Origin of the sequence: Castellaniella defragrans 65Phen, assembly GCF_000612685.1 — a bacterium.
GTDB lineage: Bacteria > Pseudomonadota > Gammaproteobacteria > Burkholderiales > Burkholderiaceae_B > Castellaniella > Castellaniella defragrans.
The window spans coordinates 31663-57553 of record NZ_HG916765.1 but is presented as its reverse complement, the minus strand read 5'-3'; the positions used below and the strand labels follow the sequence as shown (position 1 = coordinate 57553).

The window sequence follows — 25891 nt, the reverse complement described above, 5'->3', positions numbered from 1 at the left end:
GGCGCGAGGCGGCCGTGGCGGATCCGGCAGGCGGGGCGTCCGGCGCAGCCCGCCGCTGGCGCGTGCGCGCCGGCTGGATCCTGCTGGCCCTGGCGGCGGCCGCCACGGCCGTCTGGGCCGGGCGGCCGGCCTCGCCCGCCTACGAGGTGGCGCGCGTCGAGCGCGGTCCGGTGCGCGCCACCGTCCACGCCCTGGGCACCCTGCGGCCGCGGCACTACGTGGACGTGGGCGCGCAGGTGTCCGGGCAGATCCAGAAGATCCACGTCCAGCCGGGCGACACGGTCAGTCCGGGGCAACTGCTGGTGGAGATCGACGCGTCCGTGCAGCAGGCGACCGTGGACGCGGGCCGCGCCTCGCTGGACGCCCTGCACGCCCAGCTGGACGAGGCTCATGCCGCCGCCGGCCTGGCGCGGGCGGACGCCGGACGCCACCGCCGCCTGCTGCGGGCCGGCGCCACGCCGGCCCAGCAGGCCGACGCCGCGCGGGCCGGCCTGCTGGCCGCCGAGGCGACGGTGCGGCGCATCGAGGCCGACATCCGCCGCACCCGGGCCTCGCTGCAGGGCGACGAGGCGCTGCTGGGCTACAGCCGGATCTATGCGCCCATCGCCGGCACCGTCGTCTCGCTGGAGGCGCGGCCCGGCCAGACCCTGAACGCGACCTACCAGACGCCCAACCTGCTGCGCATCGCGGACCTGTCGGCCATGACCGTGTGGACGCAGGTGTCGGAAGCCGACGTCGCGCGCCTGCGCGTGGGCATGGAGGCCGTCTTCACCACGCTGGCCCAGGACGGGCGCCAGTGGCGCGGCACGGTGCGCCAGGTGCTGCCCATGCCCCAGCCCGAGCCGGCGGAGTCCATGGGCGGCGGCGCCGCGCAGCCGGCCGCCGGCGCCAAGGCCGTGTTCTACACCGTGCTGTTCGACGTACCCAATACCGACCGCGCCCTGCTGCCCCGGATGAGCGCGCAGGTGGCCTTCGTCACGCGCCAGGTCGAGGACGCCGTGCGGGTGCCCCTGGCGGCGCTGCGTCCGGCGGGCGACGGCGCGGGCGCCGGCATGGACCGGGACGCCGACGCCGCGCGCACCTACCGGGTCCGCGTCCTGGAGGACGGCCGCGCGGTCCAGCGGACCGTCCGGATCGGCGCGCGCGACCGCCGCGCGGCCGAAGTCCTGGAGGGCCTGGCCGAGGGCGAGCTGCTGATCCTGGGCGATCGCGCCGCGCAGGACGGCATGCCCCGCTTCGTGCTGTGAACGTCCTGATCCGGCTCGACGGCATCGGCCGGTCCTACGGCGGCGCCGGCGGCGCGCCGCCCGCCCGGGCGCTGAGCGACGTGTCCCTGTCCATCCGGGAAGGCGAATACGTCGCCATCGTCGGCGCCTCCGGCTCGGGGAAATCCACGCTGATGCACATCCTGGGCTGTCTGGACCGGCCCGACAGCGGCACCTACCGCTTCGAGGGCCGCGATGTCGCGGCCCTGCCGCCCGACGAACGCGCGCGGCTGCGGCGCGAGGCCTTCGGCTTCGTGTTCCAGGGCTACCACCTGATCCCGACCGACAGCGCCCTGGAAAACGCCGCGCTGCCGGCCCTCTACGCCGGCGAGGCGCGCGCGGACCGCGAACGGCGGGCGGCCGCGCTGCTGGAGCGCCTGGGCATGGGCGGGCGGCTGGCGCACCGGCCGGCCCAGCTCTCCGGCGGCCAGCAGCAGCGCGTGTCGATCGCGCGCGCCCTGGCCAACGGCGGCCGCGTCATCCTGGCCGACGAGCCCACGGGCGCCCTGGATACGCACAGCGGCGCCGAGGTCATGGCCCTGTTCGACGAGCTGTCCGCCCGGGGCCACACCCTCATCCTCATCACCCACGATCCGCAGGTGGCCGCCCGCGCCCGGCGCGTCATCGAGATCCGCGACGGGCGCGTGGTCGCCGACCGGCCCGCCGCGGGAGCCGCCGCGCCGCCCGCCACGTTGCCCGCCGCGCCGGGCGCCGCGCCGGAGGCGGCGTCCGCATCGGCTCCCGCGCGCGTGTCCTCGCCGGCCTCGGCGGCGGCGGACGCCGGCCCTTCTCTCCGTGCCGGGACGCGTCCCGTGGACACAGAGGGCAGGGGCGGGAAGGGCGAGCGGCTCCGCGCCGGCCACGCCCCCGCCGCCTCCGCCCTGGCCGAGGCCTGGCGCGCCGCCTGGCGGTCGATGGCGCTCAACCGCGTGCGCACCGCCCTGACCCTGCTGGGCATCGTCGCCGGCGTCGCCTCGGTCATCGTCATGCTCGCCATCGGCCGCGGCGCCAAGGAGGAGGTGGTGCGCCAGATGGGCGCCCTGGGGGCCGCCATCCTGTACGTCAGCGGCGGCGTCGCGCCCGAGGGCGGCGTGGAGGGCGTCGTCACCCTGGACGACCTGGCGGCGGTCGCCGAACTGCCCGGGATCGCGCGCGTCATGCCGGTCATCGGCAATCCGGTCATGCTGCGCCACGGCGCGCACGCGCGGCCCGCCTACGTCGTCGCCAGCACGGCCGACCTGCCGGCCATCCATCGCTGGCCGGTCGCCCGGGGGCGCTTCCACATCGCCGCCGAGAACCGCGAACTGGCGCCCGTGGTGGTGCTGGGCAGCCGCCTGCGGGAACGGCTGCTGCCCGACGTGGCCGACCCCATCGGCCAGCTCGTGCTGATCGACACCACGCCCTTCGAGGTGATCGGCGTCATGCGCGCCAAGGGCGCCGAATCGGGTTCGGCGAGCTACGACGACCAGGCCTTCATCCCTTTCGACACCGGCCGCGCGCGCATCTTCACCTCCATCGGCGAGCCCGAGTACGCCGTCGTCGAGGCGCGCTCGCCGCAGCACGCGGTCGCGGCCGAGGCGGCCATGCGCGACCTGCTGCGCATGCGCCACGGCCGCGAGAGTTTCGGCATCAGCAACGCGGCGGCCAAGCTGCAGGCCGCCGCCGAATCGCGCAACGCCATGACCCTGATGCTGGGCCTGATCGCCGCCGTGTCCCTGCTGGTCGGCGGCATCGGCGTCATGAACGTCATGCTGATGACGGTGCGCGAACGCACGCGCGAGATCGGCATCCGCATGGCGGTCGGCGCGCGCCGGCGCGACATCCGGCGCCAGTTCCTCACCGAGGCCGCCCTGGTGTCCCTGTGCGGCGGCGCGGCCGGCGTGGCGCTGGGTCTGGGCATCGGCCTGGCCCTGCTGGCGGCGGGCGTCCAACTGGTGTTCTCCCTGACCGCCCTCCTCGGCGCCTTCGGCTGCGCCGTCGCCACCGGCCTGGCCTCCGGCCTGATGCCGGCCCGCGCGGCGGCCCGCCTCGATCCGGTGGCCGCGCTCTCGGGTGGATAGGGCGCAGCCCCGGTCCGGCATTTCCGCCTCCGTCGCCCCTCGCCCGGCTGCCCGCCGCGCGCCGCGCGCCAAGGGGAGGGCGCGGCATCGCGCTGGGGCGGCCGCTCCCGTTGCGCCCTGGCCACGGGATTCAGACATTTCCGGACCTTCCAATTTGTAAATAGGAACGGTTATCGTTTATATTCACAGGGATTTTTGACACATTGCAGCAATCCAAGGAATCCCTATGTCCGCCTCCAAGGTTCAGGGCCGCGCCCTGCCGCCGCTCGGCCTGCTCATCGCGCTGGGCCTGGCCGCCGCCCCGGCCGGCGCGCAGTCGTCCGAGGGCGTCGCCCAGCTCGACCGCGTCGTCGTCAAAGCCGAACAGGAACTGAAACAGACGCCGGGCGCGTCCACCATCACGTCCGAGGACATCCAGAAGTCCCCGCCCGCCACCGACGTGTCGGAGATCATCCGCACCATGCCGGGCGTGAACCTGACCGGCAATTCCTCCAGCGGCCAGCGCGGCAACAACCGCCAGATCGACATCCGCGGCATGGGGCCGGAAAACACCCTGATCCTGATCGACGGCAAGCCCGTGTCCTCGCGCGGCTCGGTGCGCTTCGGCTGGCGCGGCGAACGCGACACGCGCGGCGACACCAACTGGATCCCGCCCGAGCAGATCGAGCGCATCGAGGTCCTGCGCGGCCCCGCCGCCGCGCGCTACGGCAACGGCGCCGCCGGCGGCGTGGTGAACATCATCACCAAGCCCGTCTCGGACACGCTGAGCGGCTCCGTGTCGGTCTACGGCAACGCGCCGGCGCACAGCGACGAGGGCGCCACCGCCCGCTCCACCTTCAGCCTGTCGGGCCCGATCTCCGACAGCCTGGGTTTCCGCCTGTGGGGCAGCGCGGCGAACTTCCAGGGCGACGCGTACGACATCAACGAGGAGCACGCCTCGCCGCGCGGCGGCGGCAACAAGGGCACCTTCCCCGCCGGCCGCGAAGGCTTCAAGAACCGCGACCTGAACGGCGTGCTGAGCTGGCAGCCGGCCGCCGGCCACAAGATCGAGTTCGGCGCCGGTTACGGGCGCCAGGGCAACGTCTACGTCGGCGACACGCAGAACACCAACACCAATGCGATGGTCAAGCGCGAGCTGGGCGGCGAGACCAACCGCATCTACCGCCAGGCCTATTCCATCACCCACACGGGCGACTGGAACGCCGACACCCACACCCTGAGCTACCTGCAGTACGAACACACGCGCAACTCCCGCCTGCTGGAAGGCCTGGCCGGCGGCACCGAGGGCGCCTTCAACGACCCGACCAACGCGGCGGTGAAGGACGGCGGCTACGGCGACATCAATCTGCGCACGCTGACCGCCCACACCGAGCTGAGCCGGCGCCTGAACTGGGGCGGCATCGACCAGATGGGCACCTTCGGCCTGGAATGGGTGCGCCAGGACCTGGAGGACTATGCCTCCGATCTGTCCTCGCGCAATGCTCCCAGCGCCAAGATGCCCGTGGTGCCCTTCGCCTACCAGCCCAAGATGCACGCCAACATCTATTCGGTGTTCGCCGAGGACAACCTGTACATCGGCGATCGCTGGACCGTGACGCCCGGCTTGCGCTTCGACCATCACAGCCTCCAGGGCAACAACTGGAGCCCGTCGCTGAACCTGTCCTACATGGTCAACGACCAATGGACGGTGAAGGCCGGCATCGCCCGCGCCTACAAGGCGCCCAATCTCTACCAGAGCAATTCCGGCTACCTGCTGTACAGCGCCGGCAACGGCTGCTGGGGCAACTCGCCGGGCGGCACGGACGGCTGCTTCCTGCTGGGGAATTCCGACCTGAAGGCGGAAACCAGCATCAACAAGGAACTGGGGATCGAATTCCGCAGCCCGGACGGCCTGGGCGCCAGCCTGACCTACTTCCACAACGACTACCGCGACAAGATCGAGGCGGGGCGCACCCCCATCGGGTCGTTCGTGGGCAGCACCAGGCTCAGGCAGAACATCTTCCAGTGGGAGAACGTGCCCCGTGCCGTCGTGCAGGGCATCGAAGGCAACCTGACCTGGCCCTTCGCCCGGGACTGGCTGTGGTCGACCAACTTCACCTACATGATCGAGTCCAAGAACAAGGAGACCGGCGAACACCTGTCCACCATTCCCGAATACACGATCAACAGCACCCTGGACTGGTCCGTGACGCCGGCCTGGTCCCTGCGCGCCAAGGCCACCGTCTACGGCGAGCAGGAAGGCCCGAAGTACGACTACTACGGCCAGCCGCTGACGGGCAGCGCCACCGACAAGATCCCGCCCTACGCCCTGTTCGGCCTGAGCACGCAGTACAAGGTCAACAAGCACCTGCGCGTCACGGCGGGCGTGGACAACCTGTTCGACAAGCGCATCTTCCGCCGCGGCAACGCGATCGGCGTCAACATGGACAACGCCAACTACATCTACGGCGCCGGCGCCTACACCTACAACCAGCCCGGCCGCGTCTTCTTCATGGAAGTGACCAGCTCGTTCTGACCGATCCGTCGCTGCGACCAATCAGTCCCGCGTTCCCTTTCCCAGGGGGCGCGGGATTTTTACCATGTCCGGATGGCTTTGATCGGTGGTGGCAACAGGAGATGCGGAGTCGGAGGGTCGAAAATGTCCATCCGGCAGTGGATCGTGTGTGGTGAAGCCGGTATTGTGCGTCTTTGAGGCGTGTTTTGTGGATCCATCTGCGTGTCCTGTGATACGTTATACGTATAACGTATTAGGAGGTGCATCATGCATAAGCGGATGACGATCACGCTGGACGAAGCGGTTTATGAAGGACTGTACCGGACTGTCGGGAGGCGCCATATGAGTCAATTCATCGAAGATCTTCTCAGGCCGCACGTCCTGGGTGATTCACTGGATAGCGGCTATCAGGCGATGGCGGCGGACGAGTCGCGGGAACAAGAGGCTCAGGCATGGTGCAATGGCCTGGCTGGCGATCTGGCGGACGATCAGCCGCGCCTTTCAGAGACCAAGGCCCCTCATGCGACGCGGTGAGGTCTGGTGGGTCGAATTCGATCCCGCCGTAGGTAGCGAAATTCGCAAGACCCGGCCTGCGGTCATTGTCAGCAATGATGCAGCCAACCGGCACCTGGTCCGGGTGGTCGTCGTGCCGCTGACCAGCAATGTGGCTCGCCAGTATCCAGGCGAAGCCTTGGTGACAGTGGATGGACAGGCCAGCAAGGCCATGGTCGACCAGATCATGGCGGCGGACAAATCGCGGCTCAAGAAGCAGGTCGGCAGTCTGAGCAAATCGGACTTGCTGGCGCTTGAAGACGCGATCAAGGTGCATCTGGCCTTGCCGCTTTGACCCCTAAACCGTCTTCCGCGGCCGTCCGCGCGGCGCCGGGCTGACCCGGCGGGACGCCAGGCGCCCCAGGTGCGCCAGGAATATCCTTTCCCCCAGCGCCCACTGGCCCGCCAGCGCCGCCTCGATCTGCCGGCTTTGTGATTCCCCCAGGCCGGCGGCCAGCCGGTTGCGCCAGGCCGCCTGGCGGGCGAAGGGCGTGTCGCCTTCGCGCCAGTAGTCGGGATGGTCCGTCAGCAGCGGACGCCAGGCGGGCGCCCCCGCCATGCCGCCGGTGCCCGCGGCGCCTCCCACGCCCGCGCCGCCCAGCCCGGCGTGTTCCGCCGCCGACGACCAGGGCCACTGCGTCGCCGCGCCGACGTGGCCGGTCGAGGCCGCCAGCGACTCCAGCCAGATCATGGCCGGCAGCACCCAGCGTCCCGGCTCCAGCAGGGCGTTGCGGTAGCGTCCGGCGTACACGCGCGTGCGCAGCAGCCCCGAGCCCATGCGCCGTCCCAGCGCCTGCATCAGGCGCGACAGCGCCGCCTTGTCCCCCGGCGTGGCCAGCAGCGCGATCCGGTCCGGCAGGACGATCCAGGCATGCAGGGCCACCGCGCCGGCCTCGCCCGCCGCCGCGCGTCCGGCCTCCTCCGCCAGCCAGTCGCGGATGCGGTCCAGCGCCGCCGCCGGGGCGGGCGCGTCGGCCGGCGCCAGCGGGTGAGCGAAGCGGGCCTGGATCAACTGAGGGATGCGGGGAGCGTAGAGGCGGGGCAATCGAGCCATGGTGCGGGGACATCTTTAAATTCAAACGATTGTTTGAATTTTCATCGCAAATCAGCGACAATCAAAAAATCGGCCCGGGAAGGCTCTGAAGCAGTCCGCCCGCGGCGCGCAGGAACCGGGTGAATCCGTCCGGCGCGCATCCAGACCCCAAGGCCGGCCCATTAAAACCAGCGAGGACACAATATCATGCAAACCAGCCAGTCCGCCCCCCTGTTCATCCGCCGCGTGGCGGTGTGCGGCGCCGGGGTCATGGGCGCGCAGATCGCCGCCCACTGCGTCAACGCCGGCGTGCCGGTGGTGCTGTTCGACCTGGCCAAGGATGACGGCCAGGGAGGCAAGAACGGCATCGTCCAGCGCGCCATCGCCCAGCTGAAGAAGCTCAACCCCGCGCCCCTGGGCGTCGACGCCCTGGCCGACCTGATCACGCCGGCCAACTACGACGAGGACCTGGCCCTGCTGGCCGACTGCGACGTCGTCATCGAGGCCATCGCCGAGCGCCTGGACTGGAAGCGCGACCTCTACCACAAGCTCGCGCCGGCCCTGAACCCGCACGCCATCGTCGCCAGCAACACCTCGGGCCTGTCCATCACGTCCCTGTCCGAGGCGCTGCCCGAAACCCTGCGCCACCGCTTCTGCGGCGTGCACTTCTTCAACCCGCCGCGCTACATGCCGCTGGTCGAGCTGATCCCCACCGCCGCCACCGAGCCGGCCCTGCTCGACCACCTGGAAACCTTCCTGGTGTCGCAGCTGGGCAAGGGCGTGGTGCGCGCCAAGGACACGCCGAACTTCATCGGCAACCGCATCGGCGTGTTCGGCATCCTGTCGGTCTTCCATCACACCCAGGCCTTCGGCCTGCCCTACGAGCTGGTGGACGACCTCACCGGTACGCGCCTGGGCCGCGCCAAGTCCGGCACCTACCGCACCGCCGACGTGGTCGGCCTGGACACGCTGGCGCACGTCATCGACACGATGAAGAACCAGCTGCCCGACGATCCCTTCCGCGCGCATTTCGGCGTGCCGCCCGTGCTGGCCGCCCTGATCGAGAAGGGCGCCCTGGGCCAGAAGGCCAAGGCCGGCTTCTTCAAGAAGGAAGGCAAGCAGATCCTGCGCCTGGACCCGCAGGCCGGCCAGTACGTGCCCTCCGGCGAGAAGGCCGACGACGAGGTCAAGGACATCCTGAAGGAACGCGATCCCGCCAAGCGCCTGCAGGCGCTGCACGATTCCACGCATCCCCAGGCGCAGTTCGTCTGGGCCGTGCTGCGCGACACCTTCCACTACAGCGCCGTGCACCTGGGCGACATCGCCGACAGCGCGCGCGAACTGGACCAGGCCATGAAGTGGGGCTTCGGCCACAGCTTCGGCCCCTTCGAGATCTGGCAGGCCGCCGGCTGGCGCCAGGTCGCCGAGTGGATCAACGAGGACATCGCCGCCGGCAAGGCCCTGTCGGACGCGCCGCTGCCCGCCTGGGTCACCAGCGGCCCCGTCTGGGACAAGCAGGCCGTGCACACGCCGGAAGGCTCCTACAGCCCGGCGGCCAACGCCTACGTGCCGCGCAGTGCGCTGCCCGTCTACCAGCGCCAGATCGGCGCCCCGCGCCTGGTCGGCGAAGGCCCGTCCCTGGTGCCGCACGTCGTGCACGAGGACGACGCCGTGCTGTGCTGGACGCTGCCCGCTCCGCATCCCCAGGACGTGCTGCTGGTGTCGTTCAAGACCAAGATGCACACCCTCAGCCCGGACGTGGTGCGCGGCGTGGTCCACGCCGTGGACCTGGCCGAGCAGGGCTACAAGGCCCTGGTCGTCGCCCAGCTGGACGATCCCTTCTCCGCCGGCGCCGACCTGAAGGCCATGCTGCCCGCCTTCATGTCCGGCGGCGTCAAGGCCGTCGAGCCGATCCAGAAGGAAATGCAGGACATGGTCATGCGCCTGCGCTACGCCCAGGTGCCCGTGGTCGCGGCCGTGGCCGGCCTGGCCCTGGGCGGCGGCTGCGAGCTGTCCGTGCACTGCGCCCGCCGCGTCGCCCACCTGGAAAGCTACATCGGCCTGGTGGAAGTCGGCATCGGCCTGGTGCCGGGCGCCGGCGGCATCACCTTCAGCGCCCGCCGCGCGGCCGAGATCCAGGCCCAGTCCGCTCCCGACGCCCCGCTGCTCGCCTACGTGAAGGACTTCGTCCTCGCCGTGGCCACCGCGCGCGTTTCCAAGTCCGCGCTGGAAGCCCGCCAGATCGGCTTCCTGCGCGATTCCGACCCCATCGTCATGAACCGCCACGAGCTGCTCTACGTGGCCGTGCGCGAGGCCGCCAACCTGGCCGAACAGGGCTGGCGCCCGCCGCTGGCCGCGCGCTTCCCCGTGGCCGGCCGCGACGCCATCGCCACCCTGAAGGCGCAACTGGTGAACATGCGCGTGGGCGGCTACATCTCGGACTACGACTTCCACATCGCCGAGCAGGTCGCCACGGCCATCTGCGGCGGCGACGTCGATCCGGGCAGCCTGGTCGACGAGGCCTGGATGCTGCGGCTGGAACGCAAGGCCTTCCTCGGCCTGCTCGCCAATCCCAAGACACAAGAGCGCATTGCCGGTCTCCTGCAAACCGGCAAGCCCGTCCGCAACTGACGCGTCGCAGACGATGCCCGGGCCGCCCGGCGGCCCGGAACCCCGAACAAGGAGACTTTCAATGACTGCCCTTCAACAAGCCTACATCGTCGCCGCGACGCGCACGCCCATCGGCAAGGCCCCGCGCGGCATGTATTCCCACACCCGGCCCGACGAGCTGCTGGCCAAGGCCATCCAGGGCGTGATGGCCCAGGCGCCCAATCTGGATCCCGCCGCGATCGAGGACGCCATCGTCGGCTGCGCCATCCCCGAAGGCCCGCAGGGCCTGAACGTCGCGCGCGTCGGCGCGCTGCTGGCCGGCCTGCCGCAATCGGTCGGCGGCGTCACCGTCAACCGCTTCTGCGCTTCCGGCCTGACCGCGGTGGCCATGGCGGCCGACCGCATCCGCGTGGGCGAGGCCGACGTCATGCTGGCCTGCGGCACCGAGTCCATGAGCCTGGTGCCCACCATGGGGATCAACACCTCCTTCAGCCCCGACGTCTACCTGAAGGAAGAGAACATCGGCATCGCCTATGGCATGGGCTCCACCGCCGAGCAGGTCGCCCAGCGCTGGAAGATTTCCCGCGAGGACCAGGACGCCTTCGCCCTGCGCTCGCACCAGCGCGCCCTGGCCGCCCAGCAGTCCGGCGAGTTCGCCGACGAGATGCTGCCGGTGGAAATCGTGCGCCGCGTCCCCGACCTGGCGACCGGCGAAGTGCGCGAGACCCGCCGCACCGTGACCCTGGACGAAGGCCCGCGCGCCGACACCAGCCTGGAGGCCCTGGCCCGCCTGCGCCCCGTGTTCGCCGCCAGGGGCAGTGTCACCGCCGGCAACAGCTCGCAGACCTCCGACGGTGCCGGCGCCCTGCTGGTCGTGTCCGAGCGCGCCCTCAAGGAGCACAACCTGACCCCGCTGGCGCGCTTCGTGTCCTTCGCCGTGCGCGGCGTGCCGCCCGAGATCATGGGCATCGGCCCGAAGGAAGCCATCCCGGCCGCCCTCAAGAAGGCCGGCCTGACGCTGGACCAGATGGGCTGGATCGAGCTGAACGAAGCCTTCGCCGCGCAGTCCCTGGCCGTCATCCGCGACCTGGGCCTGAACGAGGACGTCGTCAACCCCCTGGGCGGCGCCATCGCCCTGGGCCACCCGCTGGGCGCCACCGGCGCGATCCGCTCCGCCACCACCGTCCACGCCCTGCGCCGCCGCCAGCTGCAGTACGGCATGGTCACCATGTGCGTCGGCACGGGCATGGGCGCCGCGGGGATCTTCGAGCGCTGCTGACGAGCCCGATGCGCCCGAATCGAAGTTCCGGTTGAAATCCAGGCTGAAATCCCGATTGAGGTTCCGGCGCCCAGGCCGTTCGGCCCGGGCGCTTCATGCGCCACCCCGCACCACCCCCATCCGAATCGCAGACCCGGCGGTGTGAACGCCCCGGCTCCCCGCCCACGAGGCGGAAGGGCCGGGGCGTTCGTTCTTCACGGCATGACATACACGGCATGACATAATGAGCGGCGATTTCGCCGACATCCCTTTCGCTGCCATGCCCGATCGCTCCGCATCCGCCGATACGTTCGTTCCCCTCACCGAGCTTCCCGAATGGGAGCGCTTCGCGCGGGAGGCGCGGACCTGTGCACCGCAGTCCGATGCGCTGGACCTCATCGAGGCGCCCGGCCTGGTGCTCGATTCCAGCGGCCAGCGCCATTCGCCGGCGCTCATGGCCGCGGGCGAGGCGCTGCTGCGGGCGCGGGACTTCGAGGCGCAGCGCGCGCGCCTGCTGGCGGGCGAGGTCGTCAACGTCACGGAAGACCGCGCGGCCTGGCACACCATGCTGCGCGCGCCGGACGCGCCGCCCAGGGTGCTGGCCGAACGCGAGCGCATGGACGCCTGGGTGCGGCGCGCCGATGCCGGGCGGCGCTGGCGCCACGTCGTGCACGTGGGCATCGGCGGCTCGGACTGGGGCGTGCGCCTGGCGGTGTCGGCCTTCGGCTACGCCGGCACCTGGCGCGAGGTGCGCTTCGTCGCCAACATCGACGGCCATGCGATCGAGGGCGGGCTGGCGGGGCTGGACCCGCGCGAGACCCTGGTCGTGCTGGTTTCCAAGTCCTTCACCACGGCCGAGCCTCTGGAAAACGGCGCGCGTGCGCGCGAATGGCTGGCCGCCGCCGGGCTGGACCCAGCCTCGCACCTGGCCGCGATCACCGCCCGGCCCGACCGCGCGCGCGCCTGGGGCGTGCCCGAGAGCCAGATCTTCCAGCTGTGGGACTGGGTGGGCGGGCGCTTCTCGCTCTGGTCCGCGGTCAGCCTGAGCACCGCGCTGGCCGTGGGCGTGGACGTGCTGGAAGGCCTGCGCGCGGGCGCAGCCGCCATGGACGCGCATTTCGCCCAGGCGCCCCTGGCGGCCAACGCCCCGGTGCGCATGGCGCTGGCCGGCGTCGCCAACCGCAGCGTGCTGGGCCACGGTTCGCTGAACATCGCGCCCTACGATTCGCGCCTGGCGAACCTGGTGCCCTACATCCAGCAGCTGGACATGGAATCCCTGGGCAAGTCGGTGGACGTCTCGGGCCAGCCCGTGGGCGTGCCCACCGGCCCCGCCGTGTGGGGCATGCCGGGCACCGACGCCCAGCACACCTTCTTCCAGTGGATGCACCAGGGCAGCGACGGCGCGCCGGTGGACTTCATCCTGTGCCGCGAGGCCGACCACCACTGGCCGGCGCACCACCGCCAGCTGCTGGCCAACTGCCTGGCCCAGCGCGAGGCCCTGATGCGCGGCAAGACCCTGGCCCAGGCGCGCGCCGAATGCGTGGCCGAGAACATGGATCCCGAACGCGCCGACTGGCTCGCCCCGCACCGCGTCCATCCCGGCGGCCGCCCCAACCACCTGATCGTCCTGCCGCGCCTCTCGCCGTATTCCCTGGGCGCCCTGCTGGCCCTGTACGAGCACCGCGTCTTCACCCAGGGCGTGATCTGGGGGATCGATCCCTTCGACCAGTGGGGCGTGGAATACGGCAAGGTCCTGGCGCGCGGCATCATCGCCGAACTGGATCCCGCCGCGGCCGCCACCCGGGACGCGCCCGCCCCGGGCCACGACGCCTCCACCCGCCACTGGATCCACCGCCTGCGGGGATGAGGCAGGACACAGGACAGTCCCTGCGGACTGTCCTGTGCCTGCCGAATCCGAGCCGCGTGCAAGCGGCGAGGTGGAGAGCTGCCCCGGCTGAAGATTGTCCTGTGCCGGCCGAATCCGACCGGCCTGCAGGCCGGGAGGTGGAGAGCTGCCCCGGCTGAAGATTGTCCTGTGCCGGCCGAATCCGACCGGCCTGCAGGCCGGGAGGTGGAGAGATGCCGCGGCTGAAGATGCACCGTGCCTGCCGAATCCGAGCCGCGTGCAAGCGGCGAGGTGGAGAGCTGCCCCGGCTGAAGATTGTCCTGTGCCGGCCGAATCCGACCGGCCTGCAGGCCGGGAGGTGGAGGGATGCCGCGGCATAGGGAATTTCCCTGGCCCACCTCTCCAGCCCCTGTCATATCCCTGAAAACTCACAGGGTTTACCCGGGATTATGCGCCGGGCCGAAAAGACCTTATCGTGCTTTTCGCATGGCTGCCCGCGCAGGCCTCCGGTAGAGTGGCCGCAAGACGCCGGAAAGGCGCTTTCCAGACTTCCTATTTCCGACTTCGGACATGAGGGACGCCCCGGTTCCGGGCGCGCCCCGCTCCTTGGAGACAAGACATGAGCAAAACCGTCGCCCCGGTGGACGAGATCCTGCCGTTGGGCCAGCTGACGGCCCTCGGGCTGCAGCACGTGCTGGTGATGTATGCCGGCGCCGTGGCCGTCCCGCTGATCATCGGCCGGGCGCTGGGCCTGGATTCGCATGAAGTGTCCCTGCTGATCGCCGCCGACCTGTTCGCCTGCGGCATCGCCACCATCATCCAGTCCCTGGGCGCCACCCAGTGGTTCGGCATCAAGCTGCCCGTCATCATGGGCGTCAGCTTCGCGCCCGTCGGGCCCATGATCCACATCGCCCAGTCCACGCCGGGGCACGAGGGCGCGCAGCTGCTGTTCGGCACCATCATAGCGGCCGGGATCGTCACCATCCTCATCGCGCCCTGGATCAGCCGGCTGCTGCGCTTCTTCCCGCCGGTGGTCACCGGCACCATCATCGCCATCATCGGCATCACCCTGATGCGCGTGGGCATCAACTGGATCTTCGGCAACCCCGTCGGTCCCACCGCGCCGTCCCTGGTCGATCCCAACTACGTCAGCTGGCTCAAGGACATCCAGGCGGCGGCCGGCGCGCCGGGCTCGCCCCTGCCGGCCGTGCCGCGGGGCCTGGCCATCATGCCCACGGTGCCCAACCCCAAGTACGCCGACCCCACCGGCGTGGGCATCGCCGCCATCGTGCTGGTGTCGATCCTGGTGATCGCCAAGTTCTGCAAGGGCTTCCTCGCCAACATCGCCGTGCTGCTGGGCATCGTGATCGGCGCCGTCATCACGGCCGCCCTGGGCATCATGACCTTCGACAAGGTCGGCAAGGCCGAATGGGTGGACATCGTCCTGCCCTTCCATTTCGGCATGCCCAAGTTCGACTTCTGGATGATCCTGACCATGGTGCTGGTCATGATCGTGATCCTGATCGAATCCACCGGCATGTTCCTGGCCCTGGCGGACATGACCGGCAAGAAGATCGGCCAGAAGGACCTGGCGCGCGGCCTGCGCACCGACGGCCTGGGCACCCTGATCGGCGGCATCTTCAACACCTTCCCGTATTCCAGCTTCTCGCAGAACGTCGGCCTGGTCGCCGTCACGGGAGTGCGCAGCCGCTACGTCTGCGTGGCCAGCGGCGTGATCCTGCTGGTCCTGGGCCTGCTGCCCAAGCTGGCGGCGCTGGTCGAGTCCCTGCCCACCGTCGTGCTGGGCGGCGCCGGCCTCGTGATGTTCGGCATGGTCACCGCCACCGGCATCCGCATCCTGGGCGGCGTGGACTTCGTCAAGAACCGCAACAACGCCATGATCGTCGCCATCTCCATCGGCATGGGCATGATCCCCGTGGTCGCGCCGAACTTCCGCCAGTGGATGCCGCACGCCATCCACCCGCTGATCGAATCGGGCATCCTGCTCACCTCCCTGTCGGCCGTGCTGCTGAACCTGTTCTTCAACGGCGCCCCGCACGACACCGGCGCCGCCGTGGAAGCCGCCAAGCACGCGGAAGCCTGATCCCGGCCACCCTCCGGGCCAGCGGGACCCTCGGTCACCGCCGCAGCCGGCGACTGGCGGCCGGCGGCCCCGGCCATCGGGACCCTCGGCCCTCGGCCATCGGTCCGCCGCATCGGGCGCCTTCCGCGGAGGGCGCCCGATGTTCTTCATCCGGGCCGCCTTCCGCCCCGGGCCGTCCTCCGTCCCCGGGTCGCCTCGCCCGAAGGCGCGGCCGCGCCCGATGTACCATTCCACATCCCCCTCATCGACTCTCCGCGCGCATGAACATCCTTCTCACCGGCGGCACGGGCTACATCGGCAGTCACGCCGCGGCCGTCCTGGCGCAACAGGGCCACCGCGTCGTGCTGTTCGACAACCTGAGCAACAGCGACGCGGCGGTCGTCGGCCAGCTGGACCGCATCCTGGGCGCGCCGCCGGTCTTCGTCCAGGGCGACGTGCGCGACGGCCCCCTGCTGGACCGCACGCTGCGCGACCATGCCATCGAAGCCGTGATCCATTTCGCCGGCCTCAAGTCCGTGAGCGAATCCGTCGAACGGCCCCTGGCGTACTTCTCCAGCAACGTCCAGGGCGCGCTCTGCCTGCTGCGGGCGATGCGCGACGGCGGCGTGCGCACCCTGGTCTTCAGCAGCAGCGCCACCGTCTACGGCGAGCCGCGCCGCCTGCCCCTGGACGAAAGCCACCCCACGGGCGCCACCAATCCCTACGGCCGCAGCAAACTGCACGTCGAGGAAATCCTGGCCGACCTGGCCGCCTCGGACCCGTCCTGGCGCGTGGCCTGCCTGCGCTACTTCAACCCCGTGGGCGCGCACGACAGCGGCCTGATCGGCGAGAACCCCCGCGGCGTGCCGAACAACCTCATGCCCTACGTCGCCCAGGTCGCCGCCGGCCTGCGCACCGAGCTGAACGTGTTCGGCGGTGACTACCCCACGCCCGACGGCACCGGCGTGCGCGACTACATCCACGTCGTGGACCTGGCCGAGGGCCACGCCGCCGCCCTGGGCTTCCTGGCCGGCCATGCCGGCTGGCATGCCTTCAATCTGGGCACCGGGCGCGGCCACAGCGTGCTGGAGATCGTGCGCGCCTTCGAGCGGGCCTCGGGTCGCGCGGTGCCTTACCGGATCCAGGCGCGCCGGCCGGGCGACGTCGCGGCCTGCTACGCCGACCCCGCCAAGGCCGGCCGGGACCTGCGCTGGACGGCCGCCCGCACGCTGGAGGACATGTGCCTGAGCACCTGGCGGTATCAGCGCGGCCTGGGGGCCGCGCCTTCCTCCCAGTAGCGCCGGTGCATCGAGCACGCCCGCCGCAGGCCGGGCGGCAGGCGGCGGTGCTGCTTGCCCAGCCGGTAGCCCAGGATCTTCGCCAGGTCGCCCAGCCAGGCGCGCGGCAGCCACAGCGGCGCGTGCCGGGCGAGATGGGAGAATTCGGACTTGAGGAACTTCAGGCCCTCGCCGCCCGCGCCGCCGTAGCGCTCGCCGATCCAGGATTCTTCGGACTGGAACACGCCGATGTCGAAATAGCGGCGGAATTCCTCGGCCACCGAATAATTGTGCGAATGCCACACGCAGGCGGACGGGACGTAGGCGATCAGGAAGCCCTCCAGGATCGCGCGCGCGGCGAAATACATGTCCTCGCCCAGGATGGTCTGGTCCGGAAAGCCGCCCAGCTGGCGGAACGCCGCCGTCCGGTAGGCGGCGAAGGAATTGGACAGGAAGGCCGCCTTCAGGCCGCAGCGGGGAATGTCGTCCAGCCCGCACACGTGCCCTGCGGTGCCGTAGTTCGCGTACCGCGCGTGCGCCGCGACGGGGTTGGCATCCGGGTGCGGCAGCTGGCGTCCGTAGGCCGCCGCCACCTTCGGGTCGCGGAAGGCCGCCAGCAGCTCCGTGATGGATTCCGGCCCCTGGATGATGGCGTCCTGGGTCAGGAAGACCAGGAATTCCGCCTGCGCGGCGCCGGCGGCCAGATTGCGCGTGCCGCCGTGGTTGAAGTCCGCGGGATCGATGGTGATGGCGTCGAAGCCGTGCCGCCGGGCTGTTTCCGCCGTACCGTCGTGCGAGGACGAATCGACCACCAGGACCGACAGGTGCGGGCGGCCCGCCACGGCCCGGGCCAGGGCCTCCGCGCAGCGGTTCCAGGTGCTGCCGCCGTTGTAGGTCGGCACGATCACCCGGGTGGCGGGTGGGGCGCTCACGTCGTCTGTCTGGGTCATGGGGGAAGCGCGGGCCGTGCGGAGCGGGACGCCTGCATGCGCGCGCCGGGCCGGCCGGCCGGTTGGGGATGACCGTATTTTACAAAAACCGCCGCGCCGATGGCCTGATGTAATATCGCGCTGGAGCGCACAGCGCGACTTTCACCGACGGCTGCGGGATCCGTGACTCAGAACAAGCAATTATCGGCAAAAGTCCGGGCGGTGGCGATACGCCATCTGATCCGGCTGATTCGTGTGGCGGCGGACGGCATGGCCTTCCTCCTGGGACCGCTCCTGGCCGCGGTGTGCCTCTACGTTGTCACCGGCGGGGTGTCCGTCTACGTCCTCGTCGCCGACGTGGGCGCCTTCGTCCTGACCTACATGGTGCTGGGCGCGGCGACCCTGCTGTGGTTCTGGGCCTGGCGCGGGCACTACACCTACCGCAAGCCCATCTGGTCGGTGGCGCGCGACGTCTGCATGGCGCTGCTGGTCGGCGCATTGGGCCAGCTGGTCATCATGGCGTTCCTGAAATGGCCCATCTCGCGCTATTTCTGGGTGCTGAGCTGGGGCTTCATCTTCCTGTCGCTCGTGCTCGAACGCCTGGCCATCAAGGCGGCGCTGCTCAAGCTCAAGCTCTGGCAGAAGCAGTGCGTCATCATCGGCACCGGCAGCAACGCGGCCGAGGCCTACGGGGCCCTGGTGTCCGACCGCGGCATGGGCTTCGACGTGCAGTATTTCCAGTGCCCCCTGGGGACGCGGCCCTCGCCGGTCGAAGGCGTGCCCGTGCTGCACCGGCCCGAGCAGCTCTGGGAGCTGACCGATCCGGACGACACCCAGTACGTGATCGCCATGGAATATGGCGAGGAAGACCTGCGCGACGACTGGCTGCGCGAGATGGCGGTGCGCGGCTGCAGGGCGGTCTCGGTGATCCCGTCCATCCGCGGGGTGCCGCTCAACAGCACCGACGTGTCGTTCATCTTCAGCCACGACCTCATGATCCTGCAGATCCGCGAAAACCTGCAGAAGCGCTGGTCGCGCATCATCAAGCGCGCCTTCGACGTGGCGGGGGCCGCGGCGCTGCTGGTGGTGCTCTCGCCGCTGCTGGCCGTGCTCTGGTGGAAGATCCGCCAGGATGGCGGGGAGCCCATCTACGGCCACCGGCGGATAGGGCAGGGCGGTCGCCCGTTCCTGTGCCTGAAATTCCGCTCCATGGTGCCGCAGGCCGACCAGGTGCTGGCCGACCTGCTGGCCCGCGACCCGGAGGCGCGCGCCGAATGGGAGGCGTCCTTCAAGCTCAAGAACGATCCCCGGATCACGCCGCTGGGGCGCTTTCTCCGGCGCACCAGCCTGGACGAACTGCCGCAGCTCTGGAACGTCCTGCGAGGCGAGATGAGCCTGGTGGGCCCCCGGCCCGTCGTCGAGGAAGAACTGGCCTTCTACGGCAAGAACGTCGCCTATTACCTGATGGCCAAGCCCGGCATCACCGGCCTGTGGCAGGTCAGCGGCCGCAGCGACGTGGACTACGACACCCGGGTCTATTTCGATGCCTGGTACGCGCGCAACTGGTCGCTGTGGCACGACCTGGTGATCCTGGTCAAGACCGTGGCCGTGGTGTTCCGGCGCGACGGCGCGTACTAGGCGGGCCGTGCGGGCCGCGACGCCTCGCGGTCTTCGGCCTGGCGCATCAGGGCCCACAGCACGACCACCGCCAACAGATAGAACATGATGCCATTGTTTCGGTGCAGCATCACTTGAGACATGCTGAAGCATGCGTAGGACAGCACCGTGCCGGCGCCGCAGAAGGCCAGCGTGCGCGCCGTCGTGTCGGGCGCCCGCAGCCGCCGGCCGAAATGCCACAGCGGCAGGCCGTACAGCGCCAGCAGGGCCAGCAGGCCCGGCAGCCCCGTGAAGACCCAGGCCTGCAGGTAGTTGTTGTGCAGGTTGTTGCTGTACTGCAGGACCACGGGGGTCACGCGGCCTTCGGCCACCTGTCCGCGCAGGGCCTCGGTGTAGGCCTGCAGGTTCCAGCCCGCGACGGGGCGCCGCTGCAGATTGCCCAAGGCGCCGCGCCACATCTCGAAGCGCGCGCCGATCGAGGTGTCGGTCTGTTCGCTCTGGTACAGGGTGATGTCTTCCACGGCCCGTTCGTAGCGCTGCTGCAGCGGGCTGCCGGGCCAGGCGAACAGCCCCGCCAGCAGCAGCGCGCACAGGGTACAGGCCGCCGCCAGACGCGCCCAGTTGTTCCGGGTCGTGAAGGTGAAGAGAAAGAGCAGCAGCGTCGGGGGCATGGCCACCCAGCTGCCGCGGCTGCCGCCGACGATCGCGCTGTAGAGCCCGCAGGCCGCGCCCAGCAGGAAAGCCGCCCGCCACGGGTTCGCCCGGGAGCCCTGGGTGCCCGCCCAGCACAGCCCCGCGGCGCAGTACATCGTGAACACCAGGCTGAAGTTGCTGAAGTGGATGATGTTCAGGAACCCCGCGGCGCGCTCCAGGTGCTCGACGTGGATCTGCCACCAGGCCAGCGGCGCCGACAGCGCCACGCCGATGACGATGGCCGTCCACAGGACGGCCAGGCGCACGGGCGTATGCAGCAGGAGCAGCAGCACCGGGATGGCCAGCAGCGCGCGCACGTACTGGTCGAGCTCGGAGGGCGAATTGCCCAGCGCCAGCGTCATGGCCGAGGGCACCAGGAAATAGGCCAGCAGGACGGCGATCAGCCGGCGGTCCGGGCGCTGCAGCGCGGCAAGGGGCGGACGCCGCGCCAGCCAGATCAGGCTGGCCAGCAGCAGCAGCGCGGCGCCGTAGGAATACCCCGAAGGCAGGGCGAACATGGCCGCGAAAGAGAGGAATATTCCCGACTCCGCAAGGACCTGGGGACGGGAGGGCGTCGGGATCGGGAGGGAAGGCTGAGGGGATTGGGGCATGGGCATCCGGGCCGCTGGCGACGCTGGTATTGTAGGCGGTTGCCCCGCTGGGCGCCGGGGCGGACAGGGTAAAATCGGCCGGCAGACTTCACACGGAAGGGAATCATGACTGTACTCGTCACCGGCGGCGCCGGTTTCATCGGAAGCAATTTCGTCCTCGACCGGCTGGCGCGTTCCTCCGAAACCGTGGTCAATCTCGACAACCTCACCTACGCCGGCAATCTCGACAACCTCGCCTCGCTGCAGGGCAATCCCGGGCACGTCTTCGTGCATGGCGACCTGTGCGACCGCCCCTTGCTGGATCGGCTGTTCGCCCAGCACCGGCCGCGCGCCGTGATCCATTTCGCCGCCGAAAGCCACGTCGATCGTTCCATCCACGGCCCGGAAGACTTCATCCAGACCAACATCGTGGGCACCTTCCGCCTGCTCGAAGCCGCCCGCGCCCACTGGGACGGACTGGACGCCCGGCAGAAGGCCGATTTCCGCTTCCTGCACGTCAGCACCGACGAAGTCTACGGCACCCTCACGCCCCAGGATCCTCCCTTCGCCGAGACCAATCCCCACCTGCCCAACAGCCCGTATTCCGCCAGCAAGGCGGCCAGCGACCACCTGGTGCGCGCCTGGCACCACACCTACGGCCTGCCGGTGCTCACCACCAACTGCAGCAACAACTACGGCCCCTACCAGTTCCCCGAAAAGCTCATCCCCCTGGTCATCGTCAACGCCCTGGCGGGCAAGCCCCTGCCGATCTACGGCGACGGCCTGCAGGTGCGCGACTGGCTGTACGTGGGCGACCACTGCCAGGCGATCGAGCGGGTGCTGGAGGCCGGCACCCCGGGCGAGACCTACAACATCGGCGGCTGGAACGAAATGAGCAATCTCCGGATCGTCGCCACCATCTGCGGCCTGCTCGACGAGCTGCGGCCGCGCGCCTCGGGCGGCGGCTATGCCGATCAGATCACCTACGTCGCCGATCGTCCGGGGCATGACCGCCGCTACGCCATCGACGCCCGCAAGATCCAGCGCGAACTGGGCTGGACGCCGGCCGAGACCTTCGAGACCGGCATCCGCAAGACCGTCGCCTGGTATCTGCAGCATCCGGAATGGGTCGCCCGCATCCAGCAGGGCGGCTACCGCGACTGGATCCAGCGCCACTACGGCGAGGCCTCGGCCGGCGAGGCTTCGGCATGAGGCTGCTGATCACCGGCCGCGACGGCCAGCTCGGCTTTGAACTGCGCCGCGCCCTGGCGCCGCTGGGCGAGGTCGCCGCCATCGACCGCGCCGACTGCGACCTGTCCGACGCGGCCGCGATCCGGGCGGCGGTGCGCCGGCACCGGCCCGACGTCATCGTCAACGCGGCCGCCTATACCGCCGTCGATCGGGCCGAACAGGACGCCGCGCTGGCGCAGGCCATCAACGGCGCCGCCCCCGGCGTGTTCGGCGAGGAAGCCGCCCGGCTGGGCGCGCAGGTGGTGCATTTCTCCACGGACTATGTGTTCGACGGCGCCGGTCCCGACCCCTACCGCGAGACCGACCGGCCCGCGCCGCAGAACGTCTACGGCGCCACCAAGCTCGCCGGCGAGGCCGCCCTGGCGGCCTCGGGCGCGCGCCACCTGATCTTTCGCACCAGCTGGGTGGTGGGCGCGCACGGTGGCAATTTCGCCAAGACCATGCTGCGCCTCGCCGCGGAGCGCGACAGCCTGAGCATCGTCGCCGACCAGATCGGCGCTCCCACCTCGGCCGCGCTGCTGGCCGACGTGACCGCGCACGCGATCCGCGCCGGCCGGGACCTGGCCGACGGCGTCTACCATCTGACCGCCGGCGGCAGCACCAGCTGGCACGCCTACGCCCGCCACGTCATCGAGCGCGCGCGCGCCGCGGGCCGTCCCGTCCGCGTCGCCCCCGACGCAATCCTGCCCATCGCCACGGCCGACTATCCCACTCCCGCGCGGCGCCCCGCCAATTCGCGGCTGGACACGCAAAAAATCCGCGCGGCGCTGGGCATCCACCTGCCCGACTGGCGCGACGGCGTCGACTACGTGCTCGATCAATTGCTGGACGAGTGAGGGCCGGGCGGAGCGCCCCGCTCTGGGCGGTCCGCGCCGCCGGATTCCGACCGCGGCCCCCGGATCCGGCCGGGTATTTTCCCGCAGTGACAAAACAGCTCAAAAGGGCCTGAACGGCCGGGCGGCCGATGCCGGCCTCTGCCACCATGGCTTCCGATGCCGATGCGATCGGAGAGCGCCATGGGCAGGCACGATGCCTCCTGCAAGCTGCTGTTTTCCTCACCGGAGATGGTGCGCGACCTGATCGTGGGCTTCGTGCCGGGCAAATGGCTGCGCGGGCTGGACTACACGACGCTGGAACGGGTGTCGGGCAGCTACGTCACCGATGACCTGCGCGAGCGCGCCGACGACATCGTCTGGCGGGTACGGGCCGACGGCCAGTGGATGTACCTGTACCTGCTGATCGAATTCCAGAGTACGGTGGACCCGTGGATGCCGGTGCGGATGCTGACTTACGTGGGGCTGCTGTACCAGGACCTGATCCGCCGGGGCGACGTGCTGCCCGGCCATCGCCTGCCGCCGGTGCTGCCCATCGTGTTCTACAACGGCGATGGCCGCTGGCGGGCGGCGACTGACATCGCCGCTTTGATTCCGCGGCTGCCGGGGCGCCTGGCGCGCTTTCTGCCCCGGCTGGAATATGTGCTGGTGGACGAGAACCGCTATTCTGCGGCGCATTTGGCGCGGCTGCGCAACCTGGTGGCTGCGGTCATGCGCATGGAGCGTCCCGAAAGCGAGCGCGATGTGCTCGATCTGGTGGACTTGGTGGGAGAAATGCTGGAAGATAAACCGGAGTTGCGGCGCACTTTTGCCACCTGGATGCATGGCGTGCTGGAAAGGCGCAGCGGCTATGCGATGGCCTTGCCCAGGGTCCGGGACTTGAAGGAGCTGAAGATGAAGCTGGCGGAACGGTTCGTCCAGTGGGCCGAACAGCATAAACAGGAAGGCGAGGCCCTGCTGCTGCAGCGCATGCTGACGCGGCGGTTCGGGCCGCTGCCGGCCGCCGTCAGGGCCCGGATCGCCGCGGCCGGTGCGGCCGACCTCGAAGCCTGGTCCGACCGCCTGCTGGATGCCGCGAGCCTGGACGCCGTGTTCCGCCCTTGACCCTCTCCAGGGAAGCCGCGGATGCATGCGGAGCGGGGACGTGTTCCGGAGGTTTCCTAGTACGTCTCGGCCTGCGCGAAGGCCGCGCCGGCCTGGTCCTTGGCCGACAGCAGCGGCTGGGCACCGTCCAGCGGCCAGGCGATGGCCAGGTCGGGATCGTCCCAGCGGATGCAGCGCTCGTGCTGCGGCGCGTAGTAGTTCGTGGTCTTGTAGAGGAATTCGGCGCTTTCGCTGGTGACCACGAAACCGTGGCCGAAGCCCTCGGGCACCCACAGCTGGCGCTTGTTGTCGGCGGTGAGCTCGGCGCCCACCCATTGCCCGAACGTGGCCGAGCCGCGGCGCAGGTCGACCGCCACGTCGAAGACGCTGCCCTGGACCACCCGCACCAGCTTGCCCTGCGGCTGCCGGATCTGATAGTGCAGGCCGCGCAGCACGTGGCGCGCCGAGCGCGAGTGGTTGTCCTGCACGAAGGCGACGGGCCGGCCCACGGCCTGGTCGAACTGGGCCTGGTTGAAGCTCTCGAAGAAGAACCCGCGGGCGTCGCCGAAGACCTGGGGCTCCAGCAGGAGGACGTCGGGGATGGCGAGGCGGGTGGCGATCATAGCAGGCCCAGCAGATAGCGGCCGTAGTCGTTCTTGGACAGGCCTTCGCCCAGGGCCTGCAGCTGGGCGTCGTCGATCCAGCCCATGCGCCAGGCGATTTCCTCCGGACAGGCCACCTTCAGGCCCTGGCGCTTTTCCAGCGTGGCGATGAACTGGCTGGCGTCCAGCATCGACTGGTGGGTGCCGGTGTCCAGCCAGGCGTAGCCGCGCCCCATGATCTCGACGTGCAGGGCGCCCTGGTCCAGGTAGCGCCGGTTCAGGTCGGTGATCTCCAGCTCGCCGCGCGCCGAGGGCCGCAGCTCGCGCGCCAGGTCCACGGCCTGGCCGTCGTAGAAATACAGGCCCGTGACGGCGTAGTTGGACTTGGGCCGCGCCGGTTTTTCCTCCAGCGACAGCACCCGGCCCTGCGCGTTGAATTCGGCCACGCCGTAGCGTTCCGGATCGTGCACGTGGTAGGCGAAGACGCTGGCGCCGTGCTCGCGCGCCATGGCGTTGCCCAGCAGCGCGGGCAGGTCGTGGCCCTGGAAGATGTTGTCGCCCAGCACCAGCGCCGAGGGCTGGTGGCCCACGAAATCGGCGCCGATCAGGTAGGCCTGCGCCAGGCCGTCGGGCGAGGGCTGCACGGCGTACTGCAGGTTCAGCCCCCACTGGCGGCCGTCGCCCAGCAGCTGCTCGAAGCGCGGCGTGTCCTGGGGGGTGGAGATGATCAGGATGTCGCGGATGCCGGCCATCATCAGGGTGGACAGCGGGTAGTACACCATCGGCTTGTCGTAGATGGGCAGCAGCTGCTTGCTCACGGCCAGGGTGGCGGGATGCAGGCGGGTGCCGGAACCCCCGGCCAGAATGATGCCTTTGCGGTGCGGTGTCGTGCTCATGGGCGGCATTGTATACTGGACTCATGCCCGAATTCGAAGCCATCACCCCCGCCAGCCATGGCGGCAAGACCTGGCGTGCCAGCCCCGGCTACGCCTTTGCAGCCCATGACGCCGTGGCCGCGCTGGTCATGCCGGAAATCCCCCGCGCCTGCCTGTACCTGCCGCTGGCTTTCGCGCAGGTCGACGACCAGTACGCGCCGGTGGCCGTGCAGGGCCTCGCCCCGGGCCAGAACCTGCTGGTCGATGCCGGCGGGCGCTGGCGGGCCGACTACATCCCGGCGGCCTACCGGGCCTATCCCTTCGCGCTGGCCCAGGCGCCCGATGGGCAGCAGGTGCTGTGCTTCGACCGCGCCAGCGGCCTGCTCCAGGACGGCCCGGGCGGCGACGGGCAGTCTTTCTTCGATGCCGACGGCCAGCCCGCCGAGCGCATCACCCAGATCCTGCAGTTCCTGACCCAGGTGCAGGCCGGCCGCGCCGCCACCCGGCAGGCCTGCGACGCCCTGCGGCAGCACGGGCTGATCGCGCCCTGGCCGGTGCGCATCCAGAACGACGCCGGTGCCCAGGATGTCCAGGGCCTGTTCCGCATCGACGAACAAGCCCTGAACGAACTGCCCGCCGATGCGCTGGGCGCGGTGCGCGATGCCGGCGCGCTGGCCCTGGCGTACTGCCAGTTGCTGTCCATGCAGCACCTGCAGCGCCTGGGCGCGCTGGCGCGCGAGCATGCCATCCAGCAGACCTCCGCGGCCATGCGCACGCCCACGGGCGACCTGGACCTGGAATTCCTCAACAGCGGCGGCACCATCAAGTTCCACTAGCCGCAACTCGCCGCCCGCCGCGAAAGTCAGCGGGCATTCAGGCCTGGCATGCTATATTAAAATGCTTTTTACGTTATTTTGCATGCGGTTATGATGCCCAAGCC

The 25891-nt window shown here is 70.2% G+C and carries 20 protein-coding genes; 15 read left to right on the top strand and 5 right to left on the bottom strand.

Annotation, left to right across the window (positions count from 1 at the left end):
* Positions 1-14 precede the first annotated feature (14 nt).
* The 5 genes from BN940_RS00200 to BN940_RS00180 all read left to right on the top strand — a co-directional run bounded on the left by BN940_RS00200 (position 15) and on the right by BN940_RS00180 (position 6666).
* A complete protein-coding gene (locus tag BN940_RS00200) occupies positions 15-1247 on the top strand; it encodes an efflux RND transporter periplasmic adaptor subunit (RefSeq protein WP_242404236.1) in 1233 nt (410 codons plus the stop codon).
* Positions 1244-3325: a MacB family efflux pump subunit gene (locus BN940_RS00195; protein WP_043678836.1), complete on the top strand. Its 2082-nt coding sequence runs from the start codon at positions 1244-1246 to the stop codon at positions 3323-3325. The genes BN940_RS00200 and BN940_RS00195 overlap by 4 nt, the downstream gene beginning before the upstream one ends.
* Positions 3326-3551: 226 nt before the next feature.
* Positions 3552-5840 carry a TonB-dependent siderophore receptor gene (locus BN940_RS00190; RefSeq protein WP_043678834.1) on the top strand — a complete coding sequence of 763 codons (2289 nt, stop codon included), beginning with the start codon at positions 3552-3554 and terminating at the stop codon, positions 5838-5840.
* Positions 5841-6098: 258 nt separating this feature from the next.
* Entirely contained in the window at positions 6099-6353 is a 255-nt protein-coding gene (locus BN940_RS00185; RefSeq protein ID WP_242404235.1) for an addiction module antitoxin, read from the top strand.
* A complete protein-coding gene (locus tag BN940_RS00180; protein WP_043678832.1) occupies positions 6340-6666 on the top strand; it encodes a type II toxin-antitoxin system PemK/MazF family toxin in 327 nt (108 codons plus the stop codon). The genes BN940_RS00185 and BN940_RS00180 overlap by 14 nt, the downstream gene beginning before the upstream one ends.
* A gap of 3 nt (positions 6667-6669) precedes the next feature.
* Here BN940_RS00180 and BN940_RS00175 read toward each other — a convergent pair whose 3' ends face one another.
* Positions 6670-7425: a hypothetical protein gene (locus BN940_RS00175; RefSeq protein WP_043678829.1), complete on the bottom strand. Its 756-nt coding sequence runs from the start codon at positions 7423-7425 to the stop codon at positions 6670-6672.
* A 186-nt stretch (positions 7426-7611) separates the two neighbouring features.
* Here BN940_RS00175 and BN940_RS00170 point away from each other — a divergent pair, with 186 nt between their 5' ends.
* From BN940_RS00170 to galE, 5 genes are all read left to right on the top strand, one after another.
* Complete coding sequence (locus BN940_RS00170; protein ID WP_043678826.1) at positions 7612-10035, top strand: 3-hydroxyacyl-CoA dehydrogenase/enoyl-CoA hydratase family protein; 2424 nt, start codon at positions 7612-7614, stop codon at positions 10033-10035.
* 61 nt (positions 10036-10096) lie between these two features.
* The gene (locus BN940_RS00165; RefSeq protein ID WP_043678823.1) at positions 10097-11293 is read left to right on the top strand and encodes an acetyl-CoA C-acyltransferase; all 1197 of its coding nucleotides are present in this window, start codon (positions 10097-10099) and stop codon (positions 11291-11293) included.
* Between the two features lie 259 nt (positions 11294-11552).
* Entirely contained in the window at positions 11553-13139 is a 1587-nt protein-coding gene (gene pgi / locus BN940_RS00160; protein WP_052356003.1) for a glucose-6-phosphate isomerase, read from the top strand.
* A gap of 598 nt (positions 13140-13737) precedes the next feature.
* Positions 13738-15222 (top strand): nucleobase:cation symporter-2 family protein, encoded by a 1485-nt coding sequence (locus BN940_RS00155; RefSeq protein WP_043678816.1) that lies wholly within the window; start codon positions 13738-13740, stop codon positions 15220-15222.
* A 260-nt stretch (positions 15223-15482) separates the two neighbouring features.
* A complete protein-coding gene (gene galE / locus BN940_RS00150) occupies positions 15483-16499 on the top strand; it encodes a UDP-glucose 4-epimerase GalE (protein ID WP_043678814.1) in 1017 nt (338 codons plus the stop codon).
* On the opposite strand, the gene BN940_RS00145 is transcribed toward galE, so the two are convergent.
* Positions 16463-17428: a glycosyltransferase family 2 protein gene (locus BN940_RS00145; RefSeq protein WP_052355486.1), complete on the bottom strand. Its 966-nt coding sequence runs from the start codon at positions 17426-17428 to the stop codon at positions 16463-16465. The two genes, galE and BN940_RS00145, sit on opposite strands and share 37 nt — an antisense overlap.
* A gap of 249 nt (positions 17429-17677) precedes the next feature.
* Between BN940_RS00145 and wbaP the strand changes: the two genes are divergently transcribed.
* A complete protein-coding gene (gene wbaP, locus BN940_RS00140) occupies positions 17678-19045 on the top strand; it encodes an undecaprenyl-phosphate galactose phosphotransferase WbaP (protein ID WP_084330782.1) in 1368 nt (455 codons plus the stop codon).
* On the opposite strand, the gene BN940_RS00135 is transcribed toward wbaP, so the two are convergent.
* On the bottom strand, positions 19042-20235 hold the full coding sequence (locus BN940_RS00135) for an O-antigen ligase family protein (protein ID WP_052355484.1): 1194 nt from the start codon (positions 20233-20235) through the stop codon (positions 19042-19044). The two genes, wbaP and BN940_RS00135, sit on opposite strands and share 4 nt — an antisense overlap.
* Positions 20236-20433: 198 nt before the next feature.
* Here BN940_RS00135 and rfbB point away from each other — a divergent pair, with 198 nt between their 5' ends.
* The 3 genes from rfbB (at position 20434) to BN940_RS00120 (ending at position 23495) form a co-directional block, all read left to right on the top strand.
* Positions 20434-21519, top strand: coding sequence for a dTDP-glucose 4,6-dehydratase (rfbB, locus tag BN940_RS00130; protein WP_043678813.1), 1086 nt, complete (start codon positions 20434-20436; stop codon positions 21517-21519).
* The gene (gene rfbD / locus BN940_RS00125) at positions 21516-22394 is read left to right on the top strand and encodes a dTDP-4-dehydrorhamnose reductase (protein ID WP_043678810.1); all 879 of its coding nucleotides are present in this window, start codon (positions 21516-21518) and stop codon (positions 22392-22394) included. The genes rfbB and rfbD overlap by 4 nt, the downstream gene beginning before the upstream one ends.
* 180 nt (positions 22395-22574) lie before the next feature.
* Positions 22575-23495, top strand: coding sequence for an Rpn family recombination-promoting nuclease/putative transposase (locus BN940_RS00120; RefSeq protein WP_043678808.1), 921 nt, complete (start codon positions 22575-22577; stop codon positions 23493-23495).
* A gap of 56 nt (positions 23496-23551) precedes the next feature.
* Here BN940_RS00120 and rfbC read toward each other — a convergent pair whose 3' ends face one another.
* Together rfbC and rfbA are read right to left on the bottom strand one after the other, a co-directional pair.
* Positions 23552-24097, bottom strand: a complete 546-nt coding sequence (gene rfbC / locus BN940_RS00115) for a dTDP-4-dehydrorhamnose 3,5-epimerase (RefSeq protein WP_043678805.1) — start codon at positions 24095-24097, stop codon at positions 23552-23554.
* Entirely contained in the window at positions 24094-24972 is an 879-nt protein-coding gene (gene rfbA / locus BN940_RS00110; protein WP_043678803.1) for a glucose-1-phosphate thymidylyltransferase RfbA, read from the bottom strand. The genes rfbC and rfbA overlap by 4 nt, the downstream gene beginning before the upstream one ends.
* 23 nt (positions 24973-24995) lie before the next feature.
* On the opposite strand from rfbA, the gene BN940_RS00105 reads away from it, so the two are divergent.
* The gene (locus BN940_RS00105; RefSeq protein ID WP_052355483.1) at positions 24996-25787 is read left to right on the top strand and encodes a SapC family protein; all 792 of its coding nucleotides are present in this window, start codon (positions 24996-24998) and stop codon (positions 25785-25787) included.
* Positions 25788-25891: the final 104 nt, after the last annotated feature.

Coding starts and splice junctions, on each gene's coding strand:
- BN940_RS00190 (WP_043678834.1), top strand. CDS start 3,552: ATGTCCGCCTCCAAGGTTCAGGGCCGCGCCCTGCCGCCGCTCGGCCTG.
- BN940_RS00185 (WP_242404235.1), top strand. CDS start 6,099: ATGACGATCACGCTGGACGAAGCGGTTTATGAAGGACTGTACCGGACT.
- BN940_RS00180 (WP_043678832.1), top strand. CDS start 6,340: ATGCGACGCGGTGAGGTCTGGTGGGTCGAATTCGATCCCGCCGTAGGT.
- BN940_RS00175 (WP_043678829.1), bottom strand. CDS start 7,425: ATGGCTCGATTGCCCCGCCTCTACGCTCCCCGCATCCCTCAGTTGATC.
- BN940_RS00170 (WP_043678826.1), top strand. CDS start 7,612: ATGCAAACCAGCCAGTCCGCCCCCCTGTTCATCCGCCGCGTGGCGGTG.
- BN940_RS00165 (WP_043678823.1), top strand. CDS start 10,097: ATGACTGCCCTTCAACAAGCCTACATCGTCGCCGCGACGCGCACGCCC.
- pgi (WP_052356003.1), top strand. CDS start 11,553: ATGCCCGATCGCTCCGCATCCGCCGATACGTTCGTTCCCCTCACCGAG.
- BN940_RS00155 (WP_043678816.1), top strand. CDS start 13,738: ATGAGCAAAACCGTCGCCCCGGTGGACGAGATCCTGCCGTTGGGCCAG.
- galE (WP_043678814.1), top strand. CDS start 15,483: ATGAACATCCTTCTCACCGGCGGCACGGGCTACATCGGCAGTCACGCC.
- BN940_RS00145 (WP_052355486.1), bottom strand. CDS start 17,428: ATGACCCAGACAGACGACGTGAGCGCCCCACCCGCCACCCGGGTGATC.
- wbaP (WP_084330782.1), top strand. CDS start 17,678: ATGGCCTTCCTCCTGGGACCGCTCCTGGCCGCGGTGTGCCTCTACGTT.
- BN940_RS00135 (WP_052355484.1), bottom strand. CDS start 20,235: ATGTTCGCCCTGCCTTCGGGGTATTCCTACGGCGCCGCGCTGCTGCTG.
- rfbB (WP_043678813.1), top strand. CDS start 20,434: ATGACTGTACTCGTCACCGGCGGCGCCGGTTTCATCGGAAGCAATTTC.
- rfbD (WP_043678810.1), top strand. CDS start 21,516: ATGAGGCTGCTGATCACCGGCCGCGACGGCCAGCTCGGCTTTGAACTG.
- BN940_RS00120 (WP_043678808.1), top strand. CDS start 22,575: ATGGGCAGGCACGATGCCTCCTGCAAGCTGCTGTTTTCCTCACCGGAG.
- rfbC (WP_043678805.1), bottom strand. CDS start 24,097: ATGATCGCCACCCGCCTCGCCATCCCCGACGTCCTCCTGCTGGAGCCC.
- rfbA (WP_043678803.1), bottom strand. CDS start 24,972: ATGAGCACGACACCGCACCGCAAAGGCATCATTCTGGCCGGGGGTTCC.
- BN940_RS00105 (WP_052355483.1), top strand. CDS start 24,996: ATGCCCGAATTCGAAGCCATCACCCCCGCCAGCCATGGCGGCAAGACC.